The sequence below is a fragment of the Hugenholtzia roseola DSM 9546 genome (assembly GCF_000422585.1).
GTDB lineage: Bacteria > Bacteroidota > Bacteroidia > Cytophagales > Bernardetiaceae > Hugenholtzia > Hugenholtzia roseola.
Map to the genome: position 1 here is coordinate 136,052 of NZ_KE383887.1, position 22,271 is coordinate 158,322.

At 43.8% G+C, this 22,271-nt stretch carries 16 protein-coding genes and 1 pseudogene; 8 read left to right on the forward strand and 9 right to left on the reverse strand.

Going from position 1 to position 22,271, the window contains the following annotated elements; genetic code table 11:
• Positions 1-119 precede the first annotated feature (119 nt).
• Both G500_RS24415 and G500_RS0120100 read left to right on the forward strand, forming a co-directional pair.
• Positions 120-845 (forward strand): OmpA family protein, encoded by a 726-nt coding sequence (locus tag G500_RS24415; protein WP_161626170.1) that lies wholly within the window; start codon positions 120-122, stop codon positions 843-845.
• A gap of 197 nt (positions 846-1,042) precedes the next feature.
• Positions 1,043-1,453: a hypothetical protein gene (locus G500_RS0120100; RefSeq protein WP_027003840.1), complete on the forward strand. Its 411-nt coding sequence runs from the start codon at positions 1,043-1,045 to the stop codon at positions 1,451-1,453.
• A 65-nt stretch (positions 1,454-1,518) separates the two neighbouring features.
• Here the strand turns inward: G500_RS0120100 and G500_RS0120105 are convergent, their stop codons facing one another.
• From G500_RS0120105 to G500_RS0120120, 4 genes are all read right to left on the reverse strand, one after another.
• Positions 1,519-5,736 carry a T9SS type A sorting domain-containing protein gene (locus G500_RS0120105; RefSeq protein WP_154657251.1) on the reverse strand — a complete coding sequence of 1,406 codons (4,218 nt, stop codon included), beginning with the start codon at positions 5,734-5,736 and terminating at the stop codon, positions 1,519-1,521.
• Between the two features lie 54 nt (positions 5,737-5,790).
• On the reverse strand, positions 5,791-6,204 hold the full coding sequence (locus G500_RS0120110) for a hypothetical protein (protein ID WP_161626171.1): 414 nt from the start codon (positions 6,202-6,204) through the stop codon (positions 5,791-5,793).
• A gap of 205 nt (positions 6,205-6,409) precedes the next feature.
• Positions 6,410-8,113, reverse strand: a complete 1,704-nt coding sequence (locus G500_RS0120115) for an ABC1 kinase family protein (RefSeq protein WP_027003843.1) — start codon at positions 8,111-8,113, stop codon at positions 6,410-6,412.
• Positions 8,114-8,231: 118 nt separating this feature from the next.
• Positions 8,232-9,233 (reverse strand): bifunctional phosphoglucose/phosphomannose isomerase, encoded by a 1,002-nt coding sequence (locus G500_RS0120120; protein WP_027003844.1) that lies wholly within the window; start codon positions 9,231-9,233, stop codon positions 8,232-8,234.
• Positions 9,234-9,642: 409 nt separating this feature from the next.
• Between G500_RS0120120 and cysS the strand changes: the two genes are divergently transcribed.
• The 3 genes from cysS (at position 9,643) to G500_RS24420 (ending at position 12,787) form a co-directional block, all read left to right on the forward strand.
• Positions 9,643-11,160, forward strand: coding sequence for a cysteine--tRNA ligase (cysS, locus tag G500_RS0120125; protein ID WP_027003845.1), 1,518 nt, complete (start codon positions 9,643-9,645; stop codon positions 11,158-11,160).
• Positions 11,161-11,237: 77 nt separating this feature from the next.
• A complete protein-coding gene (locus tag G500_RS0120130; RefSeq protein ID WP_027003846.1) occupies positions 11,238-11,927 on the forward strand; it encodes a hypothetical protein in 690 nt (229 codons plus the stop codon).
• 155 nt (positions 11,928-12,082) lie between these two features.
• Positions 12,083-12,787: a hypothetical protein gene (locus G500_RS24420; RefSeq protein ID WP_051203963.1), complete on the forward strand. Its 705-nt coding sequence runs from the start codon at positions 12,083-12,085 to the stop codon at positions 12,785-12,787.
• An 85-nt stretch (positions 12,788-12,872) separates the two neighbouring features.
• Here the strand turns inward: G500_RS24420 and G500_RS0120140 are convergent, their stop codons facing one another.
• From G500_RS0120140 to serS, 5 genes are all read right to left on the reverse strand, one after another.
• Entirely contained in the window at positions 12,873-13,610 is a 738-nt protein-coding gene (locus G500_RS0120140) for an RluA family pseudouridine synthase (RefSeq protein WP_027003847.1), read from the reverse strand.
• 22 nt (positions 13,611-13,632) lie between these two features.
• Entirely contained in the window at positions 13,633-14,247 is a 615-nt protein-coding gene (locus G500_RS0120145) for a hypothetical protein (RefSeq protein ID WP_027003848.1), read from the reverse strand.
• Positions 14,201-14,677: a hypothetical protein gene (locus G500_RS25375; protein WP_051203965.1), complete on the reverse strand. Its 477-nt coding sequence runs from the start codon at positions 14,675-14,677 to the stop codon at positions 14,201-14,203. Before G500_RS25375 ends, G500_RS0120145 begins: the two co-directional genes overlap by 47 nt.
• A gap of 40 nt (positions 14,678-14,717) precedes the next feature.
• Complete coding sequence (locus tag G500_RS0120155; RefSeq protein ID WP_027003849.1) at positions 14,718-15,017, reverse strand: DUF3817 domain-containing protein; 300 nt, start codon at positions 15,015-15,017, stop codon at positions 14,718-14,720.
• 342 nt (positions 15,018-15,359) lie between these two features.
• Positions 15,360-16,631, reverse strand: coding sequence for a serine--tRNA ligase (gene serS, locus G500_RS0120160; RefSeq protein ID WP_027003850.1), 1,272 nt, complete (start codon positions 16,629-16,631; stop codon positions 15,360-15,362).
• 581 nt (positions 16,632-17,212) lie between these two features.
• On the opposite strand from serS, the gene G500_RS0120175 reads away from it, so the two are divergent.
• From G500_RS0120175 to G500_RS24430, 3 genes and pseudogenes are all read left to right on the forward strand, one after another.
• Complete coding sequence (locus tag G500_RS0120175) at positions 17,213-17,950, forward strand: LOG family protein (RefSeq protein WP_086047988.1); 738 nt, start codon at positions 17,213-17,215, stop codon at positions 17,948-17,950.
• Between the two features lie 33 nt (positions 17,951-17,983).
• Positions 17,984-18,781 (forward strand): enoyl-CoA hydratase/isomerase family protein, encoded by a 798-nt coding sequence (locus G500_RS0120180; protein WP_027003852.1) that lies wholly within the window; start codon positions 17,984-17,986, stop codon positions 18,779-18,781.
• Positions 18,782-19,416: 635 nt separating this feature from the next.
• A pseudogene (locus G500_RS24430) lies at positions 19,417-22,271 on the forward strand (hypothetical protein); the annotation flags it as partial.

Here is a 22,271-nt window from a genome sequence, read left to right on the forward strand (position 1 = left end):
GGTAAAGTGCTTTAAAAAAGCCTCTGCTATTGTAAAATTTGATAACACACCAATCATTTTACTGTCCTAACTTTTTAATTTTAGATATGAAATATATCGCTACAAAAAAACAAAACCTTATGAAAAACACAAGTACGTGGGCTTTTAGGCTTTCGCAAAGACTTGTTTGGAGTTGGGTGCTATCTTTCGGATTGCTACCGACACTCTGGGGGCAGATGGATTTAAAACCTACTGCTACCGAAGCCTTGCTCAATGTTTCGGTTGTGGATTTCAAAAAAAATCCCAAACCCAATGAGGTCATTCGTTTTGTCAATACCACCAGCAAGGAGGTTTTTGCCAAAACCAGCAATGCAGAAGGCAAATGTCAGTTTTTACTACCCAAAGGGCATGCCTATTCTATTCAATACAAAAATTATAGTAAAGATGTGGAGTATAGCCAAGTGGCAATCCCCAACGCGCGTGGCATGCTCAAAATCGAGGTCTTGGTACGATTCCAAGCTGCCCGCACTTATACGCTCGACAACGTCCATTTTGCCACAGGAAAAGCCGAATTAGCAAAGGTTTCCTACAAATCCTTAGAAGAGTTGGGCAATATGATGAAAACCAATCCGAACCTGGAAATTGAAATCGGCGGACATACCGATAATGTAGGCAGCCCACAGGCGAACCTCAAACTTTCGCAAGACCGCGCCGAGTCAGTACGCCAATATCTCATCAAGGTAGGGATTCAGCCAAACCGTATTATCGCCAAGGGCTATGGCGATACGCAACCTGTTTCCGATAATAGCACCGAAGAAGGGCGTGGTGAGAATCGCCGCACCGAAGTCCGAATTTTGAAAGAGTAGGACTAAGCCCAAGACAAGGCTAAAATTACTAATTATCGAGCCAATAAAGTCGTTACAAAAAGTCCCTACCGCTTCTTAAAAAGTGGTAGGGACTTTTTGCCTGAGTTGATACGTTTGGAGATTTTGCTAAAATGACTTTTATTTGTATATTGCAATGCGAAATGTCGGTCTAATAAATTTTTAACTCTACAGACAAAATGATTATTTATAACAGCCCTTATATTGAATTATTTTTCTTTGAAGAAGACTCTTGTTTAGAGTGGATTTGGACACCCAAATCAGAAGATTTAACAGAGGTCTCGTTTAAACAAGAGTTTATGAATTGTTTGGCGTTAATCAAGACGCATAAACCTCAGAAAATGTTGGCAGATTCGAGTAATCAATATTTTACCGTTGCACCAGACTTGCAAGAATGGGTTAGTCAACATGTTTTTCTTCCTTCTTTTAAGGTGGGCTTAACATACATTGCTATCGTACTAAGCAAAGATGTTTTTGCTCAACTTTCTATCGAACAAGCGATGACCGAGGAAGGCTCTGAGCATTTTCATATACGTTACTTTGATAACAGAAATGAGGCAAAGGCTTGGCTTAATAGTCAATTTAAATAAAACAGAGTAAAAAACGCACTGCCTTGTAGGGTAGTGCGTTTTTTGGGTTAGAAAAGAAGCAGCCTCTATTTCACAACATTAAACTTGCGTGTATAGATGCCCTTTTCTGTACTGATTTTGACGAGGTAAGTACCAGCAGCAAGGTTCTGTAAAGAAATTTGCTTGTTGAGTTTTCCATCAAAATCATTTTCTTGTTGGGTTAGGATATTTTGTCCGATGGCATTGAAAATTTCCAATTTCAACCAAGCCGATTGCGGAGCTTCCAAACGAAGGTCGAAGCTGCCACTGTTCGGATTCGGGAAGAGTTGGAGTGAAGTATTTTCTGTTTGCTCATCAGTATCCAAGATAATAGACGGACGAATGGTTACAACATTCGAGAAGCGTGTGCGCTTGAAATTGTTATAGACATCGCGATAAACGGCACGGATAGCAAACTGTACCGTTACGCCATTCAAAAGCCCTGTAACGGTGTATTGATTCGTCGTGCTAACGCCTACACGTGTAGAAAGGAAGCGTCCGTCGAAGGCATAGATTTCGTAATACTCTATTTCCCACCAGTTATCAGGCGGCAAATTCCAGCTAAGATAGGCTTCGCGGCTACCGGGTGCGCCTGCCAAAACGATGTCATAGCGTCCTCTTGCGCCGCCGTCGCCTGTGTCGATGTCGAAGGTAGTATCGCAGACTACTTCGACAAACTTAGTCGTAGTGCAGCCGAAGCGCGTAACATCTACGCGATATCTGCCGAATACTTCTGCCATTACCGTTGGCGAAGTGCTAAGTGGCACAGGGAAATTATCAGCAAAATACCAAGTATAGCCGATATTATCTACATTCACATCACCATCTGCGGGGGTTGCGTCTAAAAGGATAGGGTCGCAAGCGAAAGCCGTATCAGGTAAGGTTAGGATAGGATTGGCGCAAGCTACATTTGCCGTAACAAATACCGATTCACAACCTTCACGCTCTGCTTTTACCGTATAATCACCTAATTCAAGCCCTGTAATAGGGTTTCCTGTGAAAATAGGCGTAGTCAAATCGTTGGCATTGTACCAAGTGTAGGTAACGCCCGTATCTCCACCATTTGAAGTAACGGCTTGCAGCGTACCGAAGTTGGTTACTACTGCATTTGCTACCGAAACGAGTGGTGTTACGTTGTAGCGGATTTGTGTAGTATCGCGGCGCAAACAACCACTAACCGAAGATGTTGCTACCAAAACGACAAAGGTATTGACAGGGTCATCATTGACATCAGCGGTAAGCGTTGTATTCAAAATCGCATCAGTAGAGATAAGCGTACCGGCAGGAGTTCGCCATTCGTAAGTTACGTCGGTTGGGTCGTGCGAAGGTAGGCTTCCATCAATTACGACATTTGGTTCTCTTTCGCAGAAGAAAAGGTTTTCAGGAAGAGCTAAAATCGGCGCGTTGCCTCTGTTAGAAAGGGTGATGTTTTCGTAGTTAGCGAACGTACCACCTACAACCAAGGCAGGGTCGTAATAACCGCCAGGGTAGAGCAAGACTACACGATAGCGATAGGTTGTGTTGGGCAATACGGTTTCGTCTAAAAACGAAGTAACTCCTGTTGGCACTTCTCCTACTTCTACCCAGCCTGTTGCACCTGTTAGGTCAGTAGTGCGTTGGATAGAGAAAGCCGCCGTACCTGCATTTTGAGGAGTCCAGCTTACCAATACCCCTTCGCACTCTACATTTTCCAAATCTATTGTTACCGCAGGAGCAGCAACGGGTACGCAACCAATGACCATATCGTCAATCGCCCAACCTTCGCCTTCTACAACACTTGTTGAGTAGTAAGATAAACGCAGGCGCACGTTGCTTTGTCCCGCCATACCTACTAAGGGGCGCGAAACAAGGGTATAGTTAGGATAACCAAGCCCTGAACCATTGCCACCGCCCCAAGCTAAGTTGGGAACACGGTTTAAGTTCGGGTGGTCGGTGTTGCCTGTCAAACCACCGATAGGGTCATTGGCAGTAGTAGGAGCTTGGTTGTACCAGTTTGAGCTACCTGCAATTTGGTCTAAATACTGCCAAGCACCCCCATTGATGGAGGCTTCTACCCAAAGCACGTCCCAGTTGTTGGTTCTAAATTGAAGTTGGAAGCGAATATCAGGGTCGACTAATAAAGATGAAAAGTCATAGACAGGCGAGGTTACGCGAAGTGTTCCATTGTTCAAACGCCCAAAATCGCCATCTGCATTTGTTACCAAAGCATTGGGAGGCGAAACAGCACCGTTCATAATGCCAAAGTTAGGAGTTCCTACTTCCCAGCCATCGCCTACTACTACAGTGGCAGGAACAGGGTCTGCCGTCCAGCCTTGTAAAGTGCCATCGTCCCAGTTGTAGATAGCGAAAGAAAGGCTTGCATCACAAGCGGTTGTGATATTGAGTGGCAAGTGGTCGTAGGTTATCGAGAGCGAGTTGTTGGCAGTTGTTGGTTCGCCCGTAATACCTTGTATCGTAACCGTTAGCGTATAGCCACCTAACACAGGCGAGTAGAGTTGCTGTGAAAAGGTATGCGTGTAAGTTTCGAAGGGATTTAGCGTTACGCCCGTCAGGGTTTCGGTAAAGGTAATGGTCTGATTTGCGCCTGTTAGGGTGTAAGTAACGACAGGGTCTGTAATGGTATTGCTACCTAAGTTCGCAATCGTTACGGTTACATCATAAGGGCTGCTCAAATTGACAAATGCACCTGCCGTAGGGTTTATGATTGCCGTAACCGCAGGGTCTGGCGCAGTAGAAAGGCTGAAATTGTCTATCGCCCAACCTTCATTGACCAAAGAAGCATTACTTTCCAGAACAAAACGAAATTGTACCGTTCCTTGTCCTGCCAATGCCGCAGGGAGGCGTGTAACAGAACGATTCCAGATGCTACCTAATACTGCTGAGGAAGTGCCGTCCCACCAGTCATTAGCAAGGTCATTGTACCAATTAAGATTTGCAGGACTTTCATCTAAAAGCTGCCAAGTGTTTGCGCCGTCAGTAGAATATTCGATGTAAAGACCATCTAAATTGGCTGTGCCTGCCGTAATGAAGGCATGGTCAAAGGCTAATACAGGCAAACTACTCGCTGTGGTAAAAGAGGAGAAATCGAAAGTAGGGGTGATAACTGTCCAAAAAGCATTATTTGCATAGTTGGCGTTCAAATCAGTAACCCAAGCATTTCCACCGCCCGGAGGCGCGTCATCATTGAGGTAAGCGTCAGCAGGGTCGCCCCATTCCCAACCAGAGCCAACGTTGGGAATCCAGCCGCCGTCGTCACCGTCAAAATCCGTAAAATAAGGGAAGGTACTTACAAAAAGCTGATTCAAGATTACTACATTAGCCGTATTGTTCGCTACCAGAATGTCGCCACCGATATTTACGGTTGCTTCTAACTGATAAAGACCACCTGCCGAGAAATCGCCTGTGGCGGTAAAGACGTAAGTAGCTGTTTGGCAAGGCTGCAAATTAGCGGTAAGGACAAAGTTTTCATTTACCACTGGCAGGGCATCTATCTGATAAGAAACGGGAATACTTGTTCCTGCATTGAGGGTTGTGTTGCCCGTATTTCGTATCACTATCGTAACGACTTCGTTGGCAGAGAGTCCATTTCCAGAAGCAGGAGTCGTAATGGCTTGCAAGGAAAGGTCTAAGCCCGCCGCTGCTGCAATAGAGAAGTCATCTATTGCCATATCTGACTCAAAGCTCGGTCCTGTGATACCACGAATACGGAAACGCATATTAGTCTGCCCTGCATACTGACAAAGTGGAATAATGCGCTCTTGCCAAGCATTGAGGTTGTCTGTCCATTCAGGGAAAATGTCGTTCGTCCAAGTAGTGCCACCGTCTGTGGAAGCGTCTATGTGCATCGTACCCATGTCGTCGCCAAACATGTGATACCAAAAGCGAAGCACAGGCGTACCTGTTAGAGAAGATAAGTCAAAGATAGGGCTGTTGATAATGATAGTTTCATTATTACAGCCTGAACTTTCCGTGAAGAGAAATCGCCCTGCGGCTGTACCTAAGGTGTGGTCGTTCGTCGGTCCTGTGCCTGCTGAAGGGGTTGTGCCTGTATCGGTAAGCCAGTCGCCATCATCTGTAACGACATTAACCCAACCGCTTGCGGCAGGTAGGTTACAAACGGTAGCACAAGTGGTACCACACGTAGGAAAGGCATCAAAATTCTCGGTATAGGGGTAGGTTGTGATTTGGGCTTGTGCCTGCTGCCAAGAAAGGGCAAAAAGCAGGGTCAGCCATGCGTAGAAACGCATTTGTATTCCTTTTGTCATAAGAAAGGTAGAGTTAAGTATGATAAGATACGAAAAGCGTTGCAAGTATCGGGTTTAATTTTGCAACCATTCAGCCAAATAATCATATAAGCCGCTTTTGCGCAAAGCCTTCCACGCCTCATAGGGCAGCAAAGGCTTCAAATCGGCTTGTATCTGCGAAGCAAACTCAAAGGCGCGGTCGCGCGGAGCTTGCTCCTGCAAACCTGTGAGGGCAGCAAGCATTTCCGCTTCTTGGTAATAAGTGCGGAGCTTTTGCTCTATCAAGTCCTTTTGGGCAGCATCAAGCTGATAGTCCGAAGTCAGAGATTCGGTGATGGGTTGCATCTCTGCCTCAAATTGGGCAAGCGTTGGGAAGTTGCTTGCTTGTGCTTTGCTCTCGAAAGAGAAGCCCAAGCCCATCATTACCCAGACACAACAAGCCAAAACGCGCAGAGGCAGTTTTTTAAATGGCATTATTTTCATTGTCATGATAGTAGGTTAAAGAGATAAGTTGAAGTTTGACAAAGGTTAGATTTGTATCGCACTACTAACTACTGCTGGCAAAGATAAGTTTTTTTAGAAGAAAAGAAAGCCCCTTTAAGCGCACAATAGCGAATTAGACCCTATAAAAGTGTAATTTTTTCGAATTTAACGATAAAAAAATAGGTTTGCGCCCTTCAATACGCCCTTGAAGTTATGAATTATTACGAACCGAAAGCACAAACAAAACCCCTGTAAGCCAAATTGCCAAGAGATAACCTATGATACTAAGATAAGGGATACCCCCGTCTGTGCATAGGTAGGCAGGAAATTTGGCAGAAAGCGAAAGGGTAGCCGATAAAATTAGGGTACAAACAAGCATTGCCAAAGCAATTCTATTGGTGATAGAATCGGCTTTCTTCAAAATTGTGTCGTCAGCAATGAACTTGATGTCAAAATTAAATTCGCCTTTGCGTAACTTTTTCAGAATAAAACGCACTTCGGAAGGCAGATTATACAAAAGTCCGCCAAATTCGGACAGAGAATAAGTAATTTCAGAATTGATGTTTTTGAGCGAATACTGTTCTGTCAGAAGTTTAAATCCATAAGGTTTGATATGCTCCAAACTTTGAAAATTCTTGTCTAAGACATTGCCAATGCCCTCCAAAATTACCAACACGCGCAGGATAAGAAAGACTGCACCCGGCATTTGAAGTTGATATTTATAGATAATTTTTTGTAGTTTATTGGTCAAATCTGCCATACCCAACTCGCCCGCCACATCTAAAATCGTATATTCTTCTATTAGTTCGTGTAAATCATATTCAAAAGCACGCATGTCCTCGATTTCGCTGTCGATGGAAAGTTGGCGCAGACCGCTCGCCATGCCACGCGCGTCTTGTTTGGCAAGGCTGATAAAAACGTTGGCAAAGGCATATTTTTGATGTTTCATCAATTTGCCTACCATGCCGAAGTCTAAAAGTACAATCTGACCTGTGGGACGAATTAGCACATTTCCCGGGTGTGGGTCGGCATGGAAAATACCAAACTCAAAAATTTGAGTCAGGTACAAATCAATGCCACGCGCTGCCAAGGTAGTCCTATCTAAGCCCCAAGATTCAATTTGCATCAAATCGGTGATTTTGCAGCCACTTATGTATTCTATCACCAAGACCTTAGAAGTGGAAATGTCCATGTAGGCTTTGGGAACATAGAACCGCTCTTCCAAATTTTGGTAAATCTGGCGAAACTGCTCCATGTGCCGCCCTTCGGTTAGGTAATCGAGTTCGCGCTGCATCGACTTTTCAAAGGTATTAACCACTTCGAGCGGATTTAAGACCCCTGCATTGATAAAGAAATTTTCCGTTAGCTTGACAAACTCACGAAGGAGTGCCAAATCGGTATAAACTTTACTGCGCACCCCTGGGCGTTGCACCTTCACCACTACATCTTCACCACTACGCAAACGCGCTCGATGCACCTGCCCAATGGAGGCAGAGCCTAACGGCACTTCATCAAAATAAATAAAAAGTTCGTCTAAGGGTCTGCCTAATTCTTGGGTAATAATGCCTTTTGCTATGCCTACATCGAAGGGCGGTACGCTACTTTGCAATTTCTCAAACTCGAAAATCAGGGCTTCAGGTACAAAGTCGGGGCGGTTGCTCAATACCTGCGCCAATTTGATAAAGGTAGGTCCCAACTCTTCGATAATCATTCTGATTCGCTCCCAACGGGTAGAATAAACCGCTACCATCTCCGTATCGCCATTTTGGTCGCTCGTCCAATTCACTGTTGTCTTGGGGGGGATAAACTTCCGCAAAGGCGTATTGACTACGATATCTTCCATACCGTATTTGAGCAAGACTTTTACAACCTCGCGTAGGCGATTTATATTTTTAACCGTTTTGCGAAAAAACATAGCGATTTTTAGATAGGCTTAAAAAAAGAGTGGCATTGTTAGCTTACAAAAGTGTTGGGAAATTGGGATAAAAAACGAAAGACTTTGCTCGAAAGGCGGCTTCTATACCGTTTTAAGGCTAATGTTTGGCAAGCTCACTTTTTAGGTGATTGATGACCTCCACTGGAAAGGGGTCGACACCATTGTGTAGAGCCAAATAAAAAGAAGCCCAATCGGTTAGGTGCAAAAGATAAAAAACTTCTTCTAAGAATGAACTACCTTCTGCCTGCAAGCGAATCACACCTGCATTTTTGGCTTTGAAGATGGGTTCACATACGTCCATGCGCAAGCCCACGCGCGGGTGGTCGTAGCTGGTTTGTAGGTACAAAACTTGTATTTTTTCTAATAGAAAGGCAGGAAAAACCCAACCCACTAATTCATTGTGGTTCATCTCTGGAAATACGGCGGTATGACAAAGTTGCTTGGCATTTTCGTTTATTTGCTGTTTAAAACGAATCAGGAGCGGTTCAATCAGGCTATCAGCATAGAGAAAGGGAACTTTTGCCACTAAATCTGCCGCTAAACTGTCCGCTTTCTGACGAATTTGCGCCTGCTTTTGGTGCAGATTTTGGAAAGATTGGGTCAGTTCTTCTTTCAAAGACCAAGTAGGAAGAAGTCCTATTTTTTGTAGGATAAAAAGTAAATTGATACAAGAATACCCCAAATGGGCGCGAGGGCAAGCCGCCTCTATTGGGAGCAGAGCGGTGAAAAGTCCCTTTTCTTGTGCAAAAGTAGCTAATTTTCCCCCAGAGGTAATGCAGAAAACAGTTGCCTTGCGTGCAACGGCGACCTCTACGGCTGCCAAAGTTTCTTCTGTATTGCCTGAAAAAGAGGAGGCTATCACCAAGGTATGTGCATCGAGGTAGGCAGGCAGTTGGTAGTGTTTACATACAGAAAAAGGCAGAGATAGCTTGTCGGCGCAAAGTGCTTGCACCAAGTCTGCCCCTATCCCAGAGCCGCCCAAACCGACTACTACTATGTTGCGAATGTCAAGAGCCGATTGAGGGGGCGAAAGGGTTTCGCCTAAGGCGATAGCACGCTCCATTTGTTGGGGGAAACCCTTGATGAGTTGTTCCATCATAAAATAAAAAACTTGATATGGCTTAAATTTTTACGAGTATGGTTGTTGCGAATATTTTTATGAACACCTGTTTTATGAACACTTGTGAGCCTTGCGGCAGAAAGAAGGGGATACGCTATCTTTGCGGGCATCTGCTCAAAAGCCTTTGTGAAGCCTTCTTAGCAAAAACAGCCTTGTTATCCGACTCTATCTAAGACTCTGCCCAAGTTGTCTTTCTCTCCTTTGCGCCTGCACAAATGCTAAATTAGGAAAATTTTGACAATATCCGCAAAATTAACTTTCTATTCCCTACTTTTTTCTATTGTCGCCTTCTCATTTTATTTTTTATGCAGGCAGCACTTTCCCAATTTTGGACATGAAAAAGAGAAATCGTAACTTTGCAGCCTCAAATTTTAAGCCTTCAAACCCAATGAAAACGCCACACATTCCGCCGCTGCATATTTTCAATACCCTGACGCGCCAAAAGGAGAAATTCGAACCCCTACACGCGCCTCACGTTGGGCTTTATGTCTGCGGTCCTACGGTCTATAACGACGTACATTTGGGAAATTGCCGAACCTTTACCTTTTTCGACATCGTCGTGCGCTACCTTCGTGCCTTAGGCTATCAGGTGCGTTATGTGCGCAATATCACCGACGTTGGGCATTTGGTAGGCGACGCAGACGAAGGTGAGGATAAAATTGGAAAAGAAGCAAAGTTGAAAAACTTAGAGCCTATGGAAGTGGCGCAAAAATATACCAACGGTTTTCGCGAAGTGATGCGTATTTTGGGAAACCTTCCGCCCAGCATCGAACCCACAGCCACAGGACATTTGATAGAACAAATAGAGATGGTCGATAAAATTATCGCTAATGGTTTTGCCTATGAAAGTCAGGGTTCTGTTTATTTTGATGTAAAAAAATACAACCAAAGTCATCAATACGGTATTCTTTCGGGTAGGAATGTAGAGGAGCAGTTGGCAGGAAGTCGCCAGTTGGAAGGGCAATCGGAAAAAGAAAATAGTGCAGATTTTGCACTTTGGAAAAAAGCAAATCCCGAACATTTGATGCGTTGGAAAAGCCCTTGGAGCGAGGGATTTCCCGGTTGGCATTTAGAATGTTCGGCAATGAGTACCAAATATTTAGGAAAAACTTTTGACATTCACGGAGGCGGCTTAGACTTACAATTTCCGCATCACGAGTGTGAGATTGCGCAATCGGTAGCGGCTGATGGCGAGTCGCCTGTGCGCTATTGGATGCACGCCAATATGCTCACGATGAACGGTACAAAAATGTCCAAATCTTTGGGCAATGTCATTATGCCTTACGAGATGTTTGAAGGCAAAAGTCCCTTATTATCAAGGGCTTATAGTCCGATGGTCTTTCGTTATTTTCTCTTACAGACGCACTATCGCTCTACGATGGATATTAGCGATACGGCTCTGCAAGCCGCCCAAAAAGGCTATTACAAATTGATGAATGGTATGAAAAACTTGCAGGCTTTGACTGCCCAAGTAGAAAATCCAGACTTTGCTTTTGCTGCCGATTTGAGCGAAAAAGAGATACAAGACATAGAAAAATCCGTAGCAGCCGCCTATCGCAATATGAATGACGATTTTAATACCGCAGCGGCGATGGCTTCTCTTTTTAATTTGATTAAAAAAGTGAATATGCTGCACGCAGGACAGCTTTCGCTCACTGTCATTGGCAAAGAAGCCTTTGAAAAAATGCACACCACACTGACCATTTTTGTAGAAAACATCTTTGGCTTGCGTGCTGAAAGTCCTAATTTTGCACCTGCTTTGTCTGTTTTGTTGGAAACTTATCAGCAAGCGAAAGCCGCCCAAGACTATCCAAAAGTAGATGCTTTGCGCCTCAAAGCCAAAGAGATGGGTATTACCATTAAAGATATGAAAACAGGGGTAGATTGGGCATACGACGAAAACTAATTTGCTAAATTTTATCAAATTCTTTCTTTATTTTATCTTATTTCGCTTTTCAAATCACTTCAAAACTTAATCCAAATATGTTGGTTCTCAAACGTTTTGCCGTACTCTTTTTAGCTTCTGCTGCCTTCCTTGCAGCCTGCACAGGTGGAAAGAAAAATGAAGAAACCCAAGCTCAAGATAGTACCGCTACCCAAAAGGTAGTCATCGACTTTGCTGATAGGGGCAAACAAACCGATGAATCCTACTTAAAAGCCTACCTCGATGGCGTAGAAACCCCTTTCAATTGGATTGAAAAGGACAATAACGACAATTCGGTAGGCGCGTATCAAATTAAACAAATAAAAGATAAGAAACTTTATACGCTAAGTTTTGCTTATTATAGTGACGTTAAATTGCGAAATGGGCTTAGGGTACGGATACACAACCTCAACTTGGAAGAAGCACAATTTCCCATAGATGTAGTCGCTTTTAGCAAGGAAAAAAAGTCTAATATCGTGTATTTTATCTATGAAAAAAGACGCGATGATGGGCGAACTGAACTATTCAGACCTATGAAAGATTTGAGTTTTAAAATTACTAAATACGAAAATAATTACTTAGAAGGCGAATTTAGCGGAGTCTTTGCTACGGGTATTTTTGCGAAAGACAAAGTGGCAGAGGTAAAAGAAAAGGTCAATATAGAACGCGGCACGTTTCGAGTTTTGTTAGAAAAACAGGAAATAGGCGGCGGCGAGGAGAGTCCTGCCTCTACAACGCCTGTACAATAGCTTTGAGTAAAAAGAGAAACCCTTGTCCGCTTTACACCGCTGACAAGGGTTTTTACGAAACTTTTAGGCATTAAATTTTGTATGATAAGGAGTTCAACTTTCTTTCTCTTTCTTGTCTTTCCTTATCATACACTTTTTATTTTTTACTGCTTCAAATGTATAAATCTATCTTCCTAAACAAGGTTCTGCCGCAAAAATTTGATGCACTTTTGGCACAGGGTTGGCGGCATTTTGGTATTGATTTCTACTGTTATTCTGCTTCCTATTACCAAGAAAAAGCCGTCAGGGTCTTGCCGCTGCGAATCCCCTTGCAAAGGTTTGAAGCCGAAATGCCTTTTCCCGATTATTTGCCAAAATGGTTGAGAAAGATAGCGATTAAAAACCAAAAGTTTCAGGTGAAGATAGAACCCATTGTTGTAACAGAACAAGTAGAAACACTTTTCGAAAAACACAAGGCTAAATACACCCACAACATACCCGATTCTATTTATACCTTTATTTCTGCTCAAAACCCTGCCCAAGTTCCGATAGAAGCCCTTATGGTGGCAGTGTATGAGGGTGAAAAACTTATCGCTTGTAGTTTTTTAGATATAGGGCATCAAGCCGTTTCGTCGGTTTATGGCATGTACGATTTAGACTATGCTGCATATAGTTTGGGCTATTTTACAATGCTTTTAGAAATAGATTTTGCTAAAAAGCAAAACAAAGAATTTTACTATCATGGCTATTCTTACGACGTGCCTTCTCATTACGACTACAAAAAACGCCTCCCTTATGTAGAATTTTATAGTTGGGAAAGTCAAACCTGGGCGGAATTGAACAAAGAGGGCGAAATTGGACAACCCAAAACAAACGCTTAGAAAGCTAAAATCAGACAAAAAAAGGGACAAGAAAATCTTGTCCCATAACGTTTCATTTCTTTTCAGAAGTGGCGAGGTGTCGCTTTTATACCGAATAAAAATAATCTAAGGCTTTGTCTTTCACCTCCATGTCGTCCAAAATCAGAAACTCCTCCCAAAAATAATCATTGGGCAGCCCTGCCACACAAATCAGGGGCGTTTGTTTGATGGGGTGAATGAAATTGGTGCGACGCGCGTGTAAATTGATGTTTCCATCGGGATTTGCCTTTGGAAAACCGTACTTGACATCACCACGAATGGGTGAGCCGATGGCAGCAAGTTGCACGCGAATCTGGTGCGGTCTGCCCGTCAGGGGGGTGATTTCCAAGAGGTGAAAATGATTGACAGCCCCGATATAGCGATAGCGCAATTCGGCACGCTGCGCCCCTTCTTGCGGATAGTCGAAGGCAGAAACGACGTTTTTTTGCGTATCTTTGATAAGATAATGCACTAATTTATCCTCTTTTTTGGGTGGCTTGCGCTTGACCACAGCCCAATAGACCTTGTTGATTTTGCGATTTTTGAAAAGGGCGTTCATGCGCTCTAAGCCTTTTGAGGTCTTGGCTAAAACTACCAAACCGCTCACTGGACGGTCTAAACGGTGTACTAACCCACAGAAGACATTGCCTTGTTTGTCGTACTTTTCCTTTAAAAAGGCTTTGGCATATTCTACCAAACTCTCATCGCCTGTCTTATCGCCTTGGCTCAAAACGCCTGCTTCTTTATTGACAATCAATAAATGATTGTCTTCGTAAATCACCTTAAAGGGATAGTTCGTTTTCATTTTATAAATTTTGTGCCAGTTTTTATTGCAAATCTTGGGCAGTAATGACTTTTATCTCGTGATACTGATAATAAGGTTGATCTTCTTCGGTCATGGCTTCATCTACCGAAGTTTTCATAACCGAAATGGTTTCACCTTTGCGCGTCAGGTAGATGTAATCGCCTGCTCCTGCCCACCAGCCGCCTGTGGCTGCCAAAGCGTCCGCAGGAATTTTGTAGTCTTGTCCCGAAGCCACTTCGATGTCGTCTGCCATGCTCAATTTATCAATTTCGATGCGTTTGCCATTGATGAGGGCAAAAATCTTAGTTTCCCGAATCAAATTGATGTCGTCTATTTCTTCGCCTGTTTTGGGGTCTAAATAGTTGCGCTCGTATTCGAACTTGATTTCCAAAGGGTTAGGCAAAAGATTTGCGCTTTCGGCAGCCTTGTCTGGGGCGGCATTTTGTGTGCTATCTTGTGCGGTTTGTGCTTGTGTGTCTGTTTTTTTCTGACAGGCTACCAATGCTAAAATTGCCAATAAAAAGGCAAAAGAAAGGGCGTTTTTAAACATAAAATTGAAGTTGAAGATTGAAAAAACATAAAGATAAAAATTATTTTTTCTTGCTTGTAAATCCTTTTGGGATATAGAGCTTTTCATAGTCGTAAAAATTGAGATAAAGCGTGATGGGCTTTTTCAAACCCTGATAACGAATCTCGTAAATGTCGAGTAGTCCTTCTTTTCCAAAAAGCGCGTTTGGCGTGGGAAAGGGGCAGCAACTTCCCATGCGCGTGTAGGTGATGGGCTTTCCGCTGGGGCTTAGTAGGGCATTGAGGAAACGCTTTTCGTTCAAAACGCCTTCTTTGTCTTTGCCCCCAACTTTGATGGGGTTAGAGGCACTGTATCCGTAGTCGCTTTTTTTGCTTTTCTTTTTGAGCAAAAAAGTTTCCTGATTCAAAAGGACATAGCCTTCCGATTTGGGTTTGAAAAAGGCGCAGCCCTGCAAATAGCAAGTAAGCAGAAGAAGACTTAGAAAAAATAGTTTGTACTTTTTTTTCAAAACAAAAGAAACAGGAAAGTTTTTTTTCATAAAAATAAAATGATTTTAGAAAATAATACGACAGCCGCTTTTATTTCAGCCACTTGCGTTCTACATAGAAAGTGGCAAAGGGCAGCAAAGAGGCAGCCAAAGCCAATAATAGCCTAAAAAAGCTCCATTTGCAGCGCAATCCTACCCAAAAAATCATCACCACATACAAGATAAAGAGAAAACCGTGTGCCATGCCCACAATTTGATTAGGCAAGCCCATTTCTGCCCAATATTTTAAAGGCATCGTAACAAAGAAAAGTGCCAAATAAGAGATGCCTTCGGCTATTGCGACAAAGCGCGTCCAGCGTAGGAAGTCGGCGGAAACTTCGGTGTTTTGCATGTTTTTTTTGTTTTTACAATTTTTGTAAGGACGAAAGCGTTAAATGCACCCCACCCCAAACCCCAGTAATGTTAAGTTCTACCTTAGACTCGACCACTGTTAGGGGCTTGCGCCCACTAACAGGGTCTTCTGACCCTAACAGTGGGCGATTAGACCCTGTTAGTGGTCAAAAGTGTCTTTTTTTTGCCTATTTTGGGTCTAAAAACACCGTTTTATTTCAATCAAACTTAGGACAACGCACGGCGTTGTCCTAAGTTCGTTTGGTTTTTTGTTTTCTACTAATGCAGAAGCGGGGGCAAAATAAAAAACCTCGGGGACGGCTGAAAGCCTCACCGACGGTTATTAAATCATCTCAAAACCACAATAAGGCTGCAAAATTTTAGGAATCTTGATGCCTTCGGGGGTTTGGTTGTTTTCCAAAAGAGCCGCTAAGATGCGTGGCAGAGCCAGTGCGCTACCGTTGAGCGTGTGTGCTAAGGCTTTTTTGCCGTCTTTGTCTTGATAACGCAGGAGCAGGCGGTTGGCTTGGTAGGTTTCGAAATTGCTAACAGAACTAACTTCTAACCAGCGGTCTTGTGCAGCCGAATAGACTTCCAAATCGTAGGTAAGGGCAGAGGTAAAGCCCATGTCGCCTCCACAGAGGCGCAACGTGCGATAGGGCAGTTCTAAGGCTTGTAAAAGTCCTTGTACGTGTTTGAGCATCAGTTCGAGCTGTGCGTATGACTTTTCGGGGTGTTCTATTGCCACAATTTCCACTTTGTCGAATTGGTGTAGGCGATTTAGCCCCCTTACGTGCGCTCCCCATGAGCCAGCTTCGCGTCGGAAACAAGGCGTATAGCCTACCAAACGAATGGGTAGTTCTTCTTCTTTGACGATTTGGTCGCGAAAGAGATTGGTGATAGGCACTTCGGCGGTAGGAATGGCGTAGAGGTCGTCGGCAGGCATGTAGTACATTTGCCCTTCTTTATCGGGTAGCTGCCCTGTGCCATAGCCAGAGGCGGCATTGACAAAAATCGGCGGCTGAATTTCATAAAATCCTGCGGCTAAGGCTTGGTCTAAAAAATAGTTTATCATTGCCCTTTGCAGGCGTGCGCCCTTTCCTTTATAGACGGGAAAACCTGCGCCTGTAATTTTGACACCTAAGTCAAAATCGATAATATCGTATTGTTTTATCAAATCCCAATGCGGCAGAGCCTCGCCTTCCATTTTTTTGGCTACGCCCCAAGTATCGACAATTTCGTTGTCGTCGGCAGATTTGCCTGCTTTTACGGAAAGGTGTGGGGTGTTCGGAATTTGATAGAGTAGCTCTTTTAAAGTGTCGCTTTTTTCTTTGAAAAGCTCTTCTAAGTTTTTGATGTCTATCTTGGCTTGTGCGGCTTGCGCCCTTGCATGCTCGGCTTCCTCTTTTTTTCCTGCCTTCATCAGGCTGCCGATGGATTTTGCCATTTCGTTGGCTTGCGCTTGTAGGTTATTGAGCTGGAATTGTATTTTTTTCCGCTCGTCGTCTAAATCAAGTAGGGTCTTGATTTTTTCTTCAATATCAAAAAGATTGCGCTTTTTGAGCGCGTCAATAACCGCTTGGGTTTGGTTTTGAATGTAGGCAATTTGCAACATAGATGAGCTTAGATAGGGAAAAGCGTGTATGGAGCGACAAAGGTAGTAAATTTTACCCAAACAATTCTACAAAAAAAAGCGGACGATTTTTTCTTGCTTTGATAGCTAAGACTTTGGCTATAAAGCCTTTATCGCTAAGTAGGGAAATTATTGGGCGTGCGCATTTGTAAATCTCATTTTTTTGGCTACCTTTGTTAGTTGCGCCTAAGGCTACGATTGACAGACCTATTGCCCTTGTTCATTTATACGAAAAACTTGTTTTTTCAAAGTGTTGCCAAATTGTTGTCAAATTGGAAACAAAATAAAATTTGGGCTGAACCCTATTTTGGGGTCTGAAAACCCTTTTTATTGCAACCTCCTTTCGGGCAAGACAATGCCTTTTCCCTACATTTGTACCTGATTTTTAGAACCTAACCTCAATGCCCACGACAAGGGCGAGGTTTAGCCAAAATATTAAAACCACACGATAAACCCAACTTGTCATTATGGAAAATTCCGAAAACAACAAGAAAGAAAAAAACTACTACCACCTTCCACAAGGCAAAGAAGAAAAGCCCAATCTGCCTGATGAAGATAGCTTTATGCGCGGCAATACTGCCCCCTTTCTGCCCGAATCAGAAGAGGATAAGATTGCCAAGGCGTTTCGTAAAAAAAATTGGAGCGAAATCAAGTCGGCAAACTCTTGGGTCATTTTTAAGGTAATGGCAGAATTTGTGGAAGGCTTCGAAAAATTGGCGCGTATTGGTCCTTGTGTGTCTATTTTTGGCTCGGCACGCACCAAACCCGATAATAAATATTACGTCCAAGCCGAAGAAATTGCGGCAAAATTAGTGCGACACGGCTATGGCGTAATTACAGGCGGCGGTCCGGGCATTATGGAAGCGGCAAACAAGGGCGCACGTAGCGAAAATGGCAAGTCTGTGGGTTTGAATATCCAACTGCCTTTCGAGCAATTTTCTAATATCTACATCGACCCCGACAAACTCATCAACTTTGACTACTTCTTTGTCAGAAAGGTAATGTTTGTCAAATATTCGCAGGGCTTTATCGCCATGCCGGGTGGCTTAGGGACGCTCGACGAGCTTTTTGAAGCCTACACCCTGATTCAGACCCAGAAAATAGGACGCTTTCCGATTGTTTTGGTGGGCAAATCTTTTTGGCAGGGTCTGATAGATTGGATTCATGAGGTTTTATTAGAGCAAGAAAAAAATGTAAGCCCCGAAGACCTGAATTTGATTAGTATTGTCGATACGCCTGACGAAGCAGTTAAGGTCATAGACGATTTTTACAATCAATACGTGCTTTCGCCAAACTTCTAACTTGGTATTATCATTCATTCTAACTCTCTACTTATGGCGACTCTGACTTCCTATACCGACTTTCCTACCCTCGAAGCACAGGTGAAGGGTGAGGTGCTGCACCTACAACTCAATCGTGGCACGTCTAATCCCATCAATAGCCAAATGATAGCCGACCTCAAAACGGCTTTCGAGCAGGCAGCCCAAGATGAGGCGATTGCAGGTGTGATTCTCAAAGGCAAAGAAAAGTTTTTCTCTTCAGGTCTGGATTTGAAAGAGATTTACGATTTTGATGCGGCTCAAATCAAGCAATTTTGGCTCGACTTTATCCAGATGGTGCGCGTTTTAGCCAAATTCCCCAAGCCTTTTGTCGTTGCCGTTACGGGGCATAGTCCTGCGGGTGGCTGCGTGCTTTCTATCTGTGCCGACTATCGCATTATGTCGGAAGGCGATTTTATCATTGGGCTAAATGAGATTCCTGTAGGGATTGTCGTGCCTGAATTGATTTTCGACTTATATGCTTTCTGGATAGGCAACCGCTTGGCATATCAATACCTTTTGGAGGGCAAATTGGTGGCTGCCGCCGATGCCAAAGCGATTCATTTGGTAGATGAAGTAGTGCCTTTTGCCAAAATGGAAGCTGCCGCCCAAGAAAAAATGGAGGATTACCTCAATTTCGACCCCAAAACTTGGCAAATTAGCAAGCAAAACCTGCGCTCACAGATGATTGAAAAATTAGAGCAGACCGATTTGGAAACGGTTTTAGCTCCTATGCTGGCGCAATGGTGGTCGCCACGCACACGCGCTATCTTGAAAGCCGTTGTAGATTCGCTTTCTAAAAAAGCAAAATAAAAAGGATTGACTTTTCAAGCATTTTTACTTTTTCTAAAAAAGATAAAAATGCTTTTTTTATTTTTCAAAAAAAGTCTAAATCATCGCTTTTGGAAATTGCCGCGCCCTGCTGCTGTGCTTTACATCTGTATTTTTTCGAGATTTTTTGAAAAGGTTACAAAAAAGGGCTTTTATATTGTTGTCGGATATAGACAAAAAATAGACAGCGGTAGAAAAAAAAGATTTGTATTTTACACTAAAAAAACAACTTTTCGCCCTTTTTGCCCTACTTTTTTGCTATATTAGGATTTGAGTTATATTATCTTTGCCTTAATGCGAAATCAGGGCGAAAAAATTTTGAAAAAGGGTTGTGTGTAAGGAAATTGTGGATTTTTTCATTTTTCAATAAAAAAGAGTAATTTAGCAGGGCAGAATAAGCAAAAATTCCCCCTTGCCTCGAAAAGTCGGTATAAGATTTGGGAAAGGCAGAGGTAATAAGGCTAAAAAAATAAAAAATGGAGTTTTGCTTTTTCCTTATTCCTTAACAGACTTTATTAAAACGCTACTTTCCACCTCATTTCCTTTATAGGAAATGTTTTTCTGAATCATTGCAGAAAACTACACAAAATCTACCCCAAGGATAAATGATAAACAAGATGTTACAGAAGATTCCTTCTTACAAAACCCCGCATCATTGGGTCTGGCTGTTGCTTTCGTTAGCCAGCTTGCTATTACCCAAAGGGCTATCCGCCCAGATTGTGATTAACCCCGCCAATCCTACGATTTGCCCGGGTGATAATGTTACCCTGACGGCTACACTTCTAAGTGCAGGCGGTGTAGGTACTTCAAGCTATACTTTTGAAACAATCCCTTACGCCCCCGAGGATTTTACCTTAGGCACGCCTGTAACCATGACCGATGATGATGTAGAAGGTCCTTTTCCGATAGGGTTTGATTTCTGCTTCTTTAATAACTCTTACACGCAGTTTTACATAGGTTCTAACGGTTGGATTAGCTTTTCGGCAGGACAGACAACCGCTTTTACCTCTGCGACCATTCCAAACACGGCGGCGAATGTTCCGAAAAACTGTATCATGTTCCCTTGGCAGGATTGGCATCCGGGTACAGGGGGCAACGGTCCTTACATTCGTTATCGCACCGTAGGGACTGCACCTAATAGAAGGCTGATAGTGAGTTTCAATGAATGTCCTTTATTTAGCTGCACGACTACAACAGGCACTTTTCAAGTGGTTTTGCACGAAACGACTAACATTATAGAAAACCACATTCAGAATAAAGCCAATACTTGTGCTTGGGCAGGCGGAACTGCTACGCAGGGCGTTCATAATATAGATGGTACGATTGCTTACACGGCACCGGGTAGAAACTCTACCGTTTGGGGAGCTACCAATGAAAGTACGCGCTTTGTCCCTTCGGGTATTCAGTGGTTTCAGGGTGCAACCCTTATTAGCTCTACTCCGACAGTAACGGTTACGCCTGCTGGCACTACTACCTATACCGCACAGGCTACACTTTGCGACGGAACGGTTCTAACTGAAAATGTTACAGTTACGCTCAATCCGCCTGCTACCCCAACTTTTACGCTGCCTGCTAATCAGACCAGCGTTTGCGTTGATGCAGCTCCCTTTGCCCTAACTGGTGGTGCGCCAGCAGGGGGGACTTATTCAGGTGCAGGGGTCAATACTGCCACAGGAGTCTTTTCGCCCAATGTGGCTGGGGCTGGGACGCATACGATAACCTATTCTTATCCTGATTGTGGGGGGATTGGTACTGCCACACAGACTATTACCGTAAATCCTTTGCCTACGGTTACTTTTGCGAACATCAATTCTAATAATAGTATTTGTATCAATGCAGGCGCGATAACCCTTACGCAAGGTTCGCCCGCAGGTGGCACTTATTCGGGTTCGGGGGTAGATGGTGCTACCTCTACCTTTGACCCCATGATTGCGGGCTTGGGCAATAAAACCTTGACTTATACTTATACTGATGCAAATGGCTGTACAAGGTCGGCTATCCGCACGATTGCGGTGCGCCCTGTGGCGAATGTAACCTTTGCGCCTTTGGCTGATGTCTGTATAACTGTTGCGCCTTTTGCTTTGACAGGTGGTGCGCCTCCTACGCAGGCAGGTAGCGGTTTGCTTAATCCTCCACGTGGAGTAGGCACTTATTCAGGCGTTGGGGTCAATAGTGCCACAGGTGTTTTCAGCCCTGCTGTGGCAGGTGTGGGTACGCATACGATAACCTACACACACGTAGCAAATAATACAGGTTGTACCGCTTCGGCTACACAAACCATTACTGTTCACCCTTTGCCTACGGTTACTTTTCCTGTGATTGCCCCTGTTTGTATCGATTTACCTGCCTTTCCACTCAATACTGCCACTCCTGCGGGCGGAACTTATACGGGTACAGGGGTAACGGCAAATCAATTTGACCCACTTGCAGCAGGAGCAGGCACGTACACGATAACCTACACCTATACTGATGCCAATGGCTGTACCAATACGGCGACACAAGACATTACGGTCAATCCACTACCTGTTCCTGTCTGTGATGTCGTTCCTATTATCTGCCCCGACGCTGCCCCCTTTGTCCTCACTTTTGCGATGCCTACGGGTGGAGTTTATAGCGGTAATGGCGTAGATAGCGGCACTTCTACTTTCGACCCTGCTGTGGCGGGCGTTGGTACGCACACGATAACTTACACCTTTACAGATGGCGTTGGTTGTGTCGGCACTTGTACGACTGATATTGTGGTAGAAGATGTAACGCCACCTGTGGCAGTGGGGCAAGACTTTACCATTCAATTAGATGCCAACGGTCAGGCTTCCATCACAGTAGCCGATATAGAAAATGGTAGTTCTGATAACTGCAATATCGCTACGACTACTATTTCTCAAACAGATTTTGACTGTTCCCATGTAGGTCCAAATACCGTAACGCTCACCGTTACAGATATTGCAGGGAATACACATACCGATGATGTAACCGTAACGGTTCAGGATTTGATACAACCTACTGCACAATGCGTAGCACCTTTCACTTTGCAATTAGATGCAAATGGTCAGGCTACAATTACAGTAGCCGATATTGACAATGGCAGTTTCGATAATTGCGGCATAGCGAGCATGACGCTTTCTCAAACGGATTTTGATTGTACTGATGTTGGTTTGAATACGATAACACTCACCGTAACGGACAACAATGGTCTTGTTTCTACCTGTACGGTAGATATTACGGTAGAAGACAATGTAGCCCCCGTTGCCATTTGCCAAAACATTACGGTACAATTAGATGCGAGTGGCAATGCGACTATCACGCCTGCTGATATTGACAATGGTTCGAATGATGCCTGCGGTATTCAGTCATTAGCATTGGATATAACTACTTTTGACTGTACGAATGTAGGTGCAAATGCAGTTGTTTTGACCGTAACGGACAACAACGGCAATATTTCTACTTGCAACGCCACTGTAACAGTGCAAGA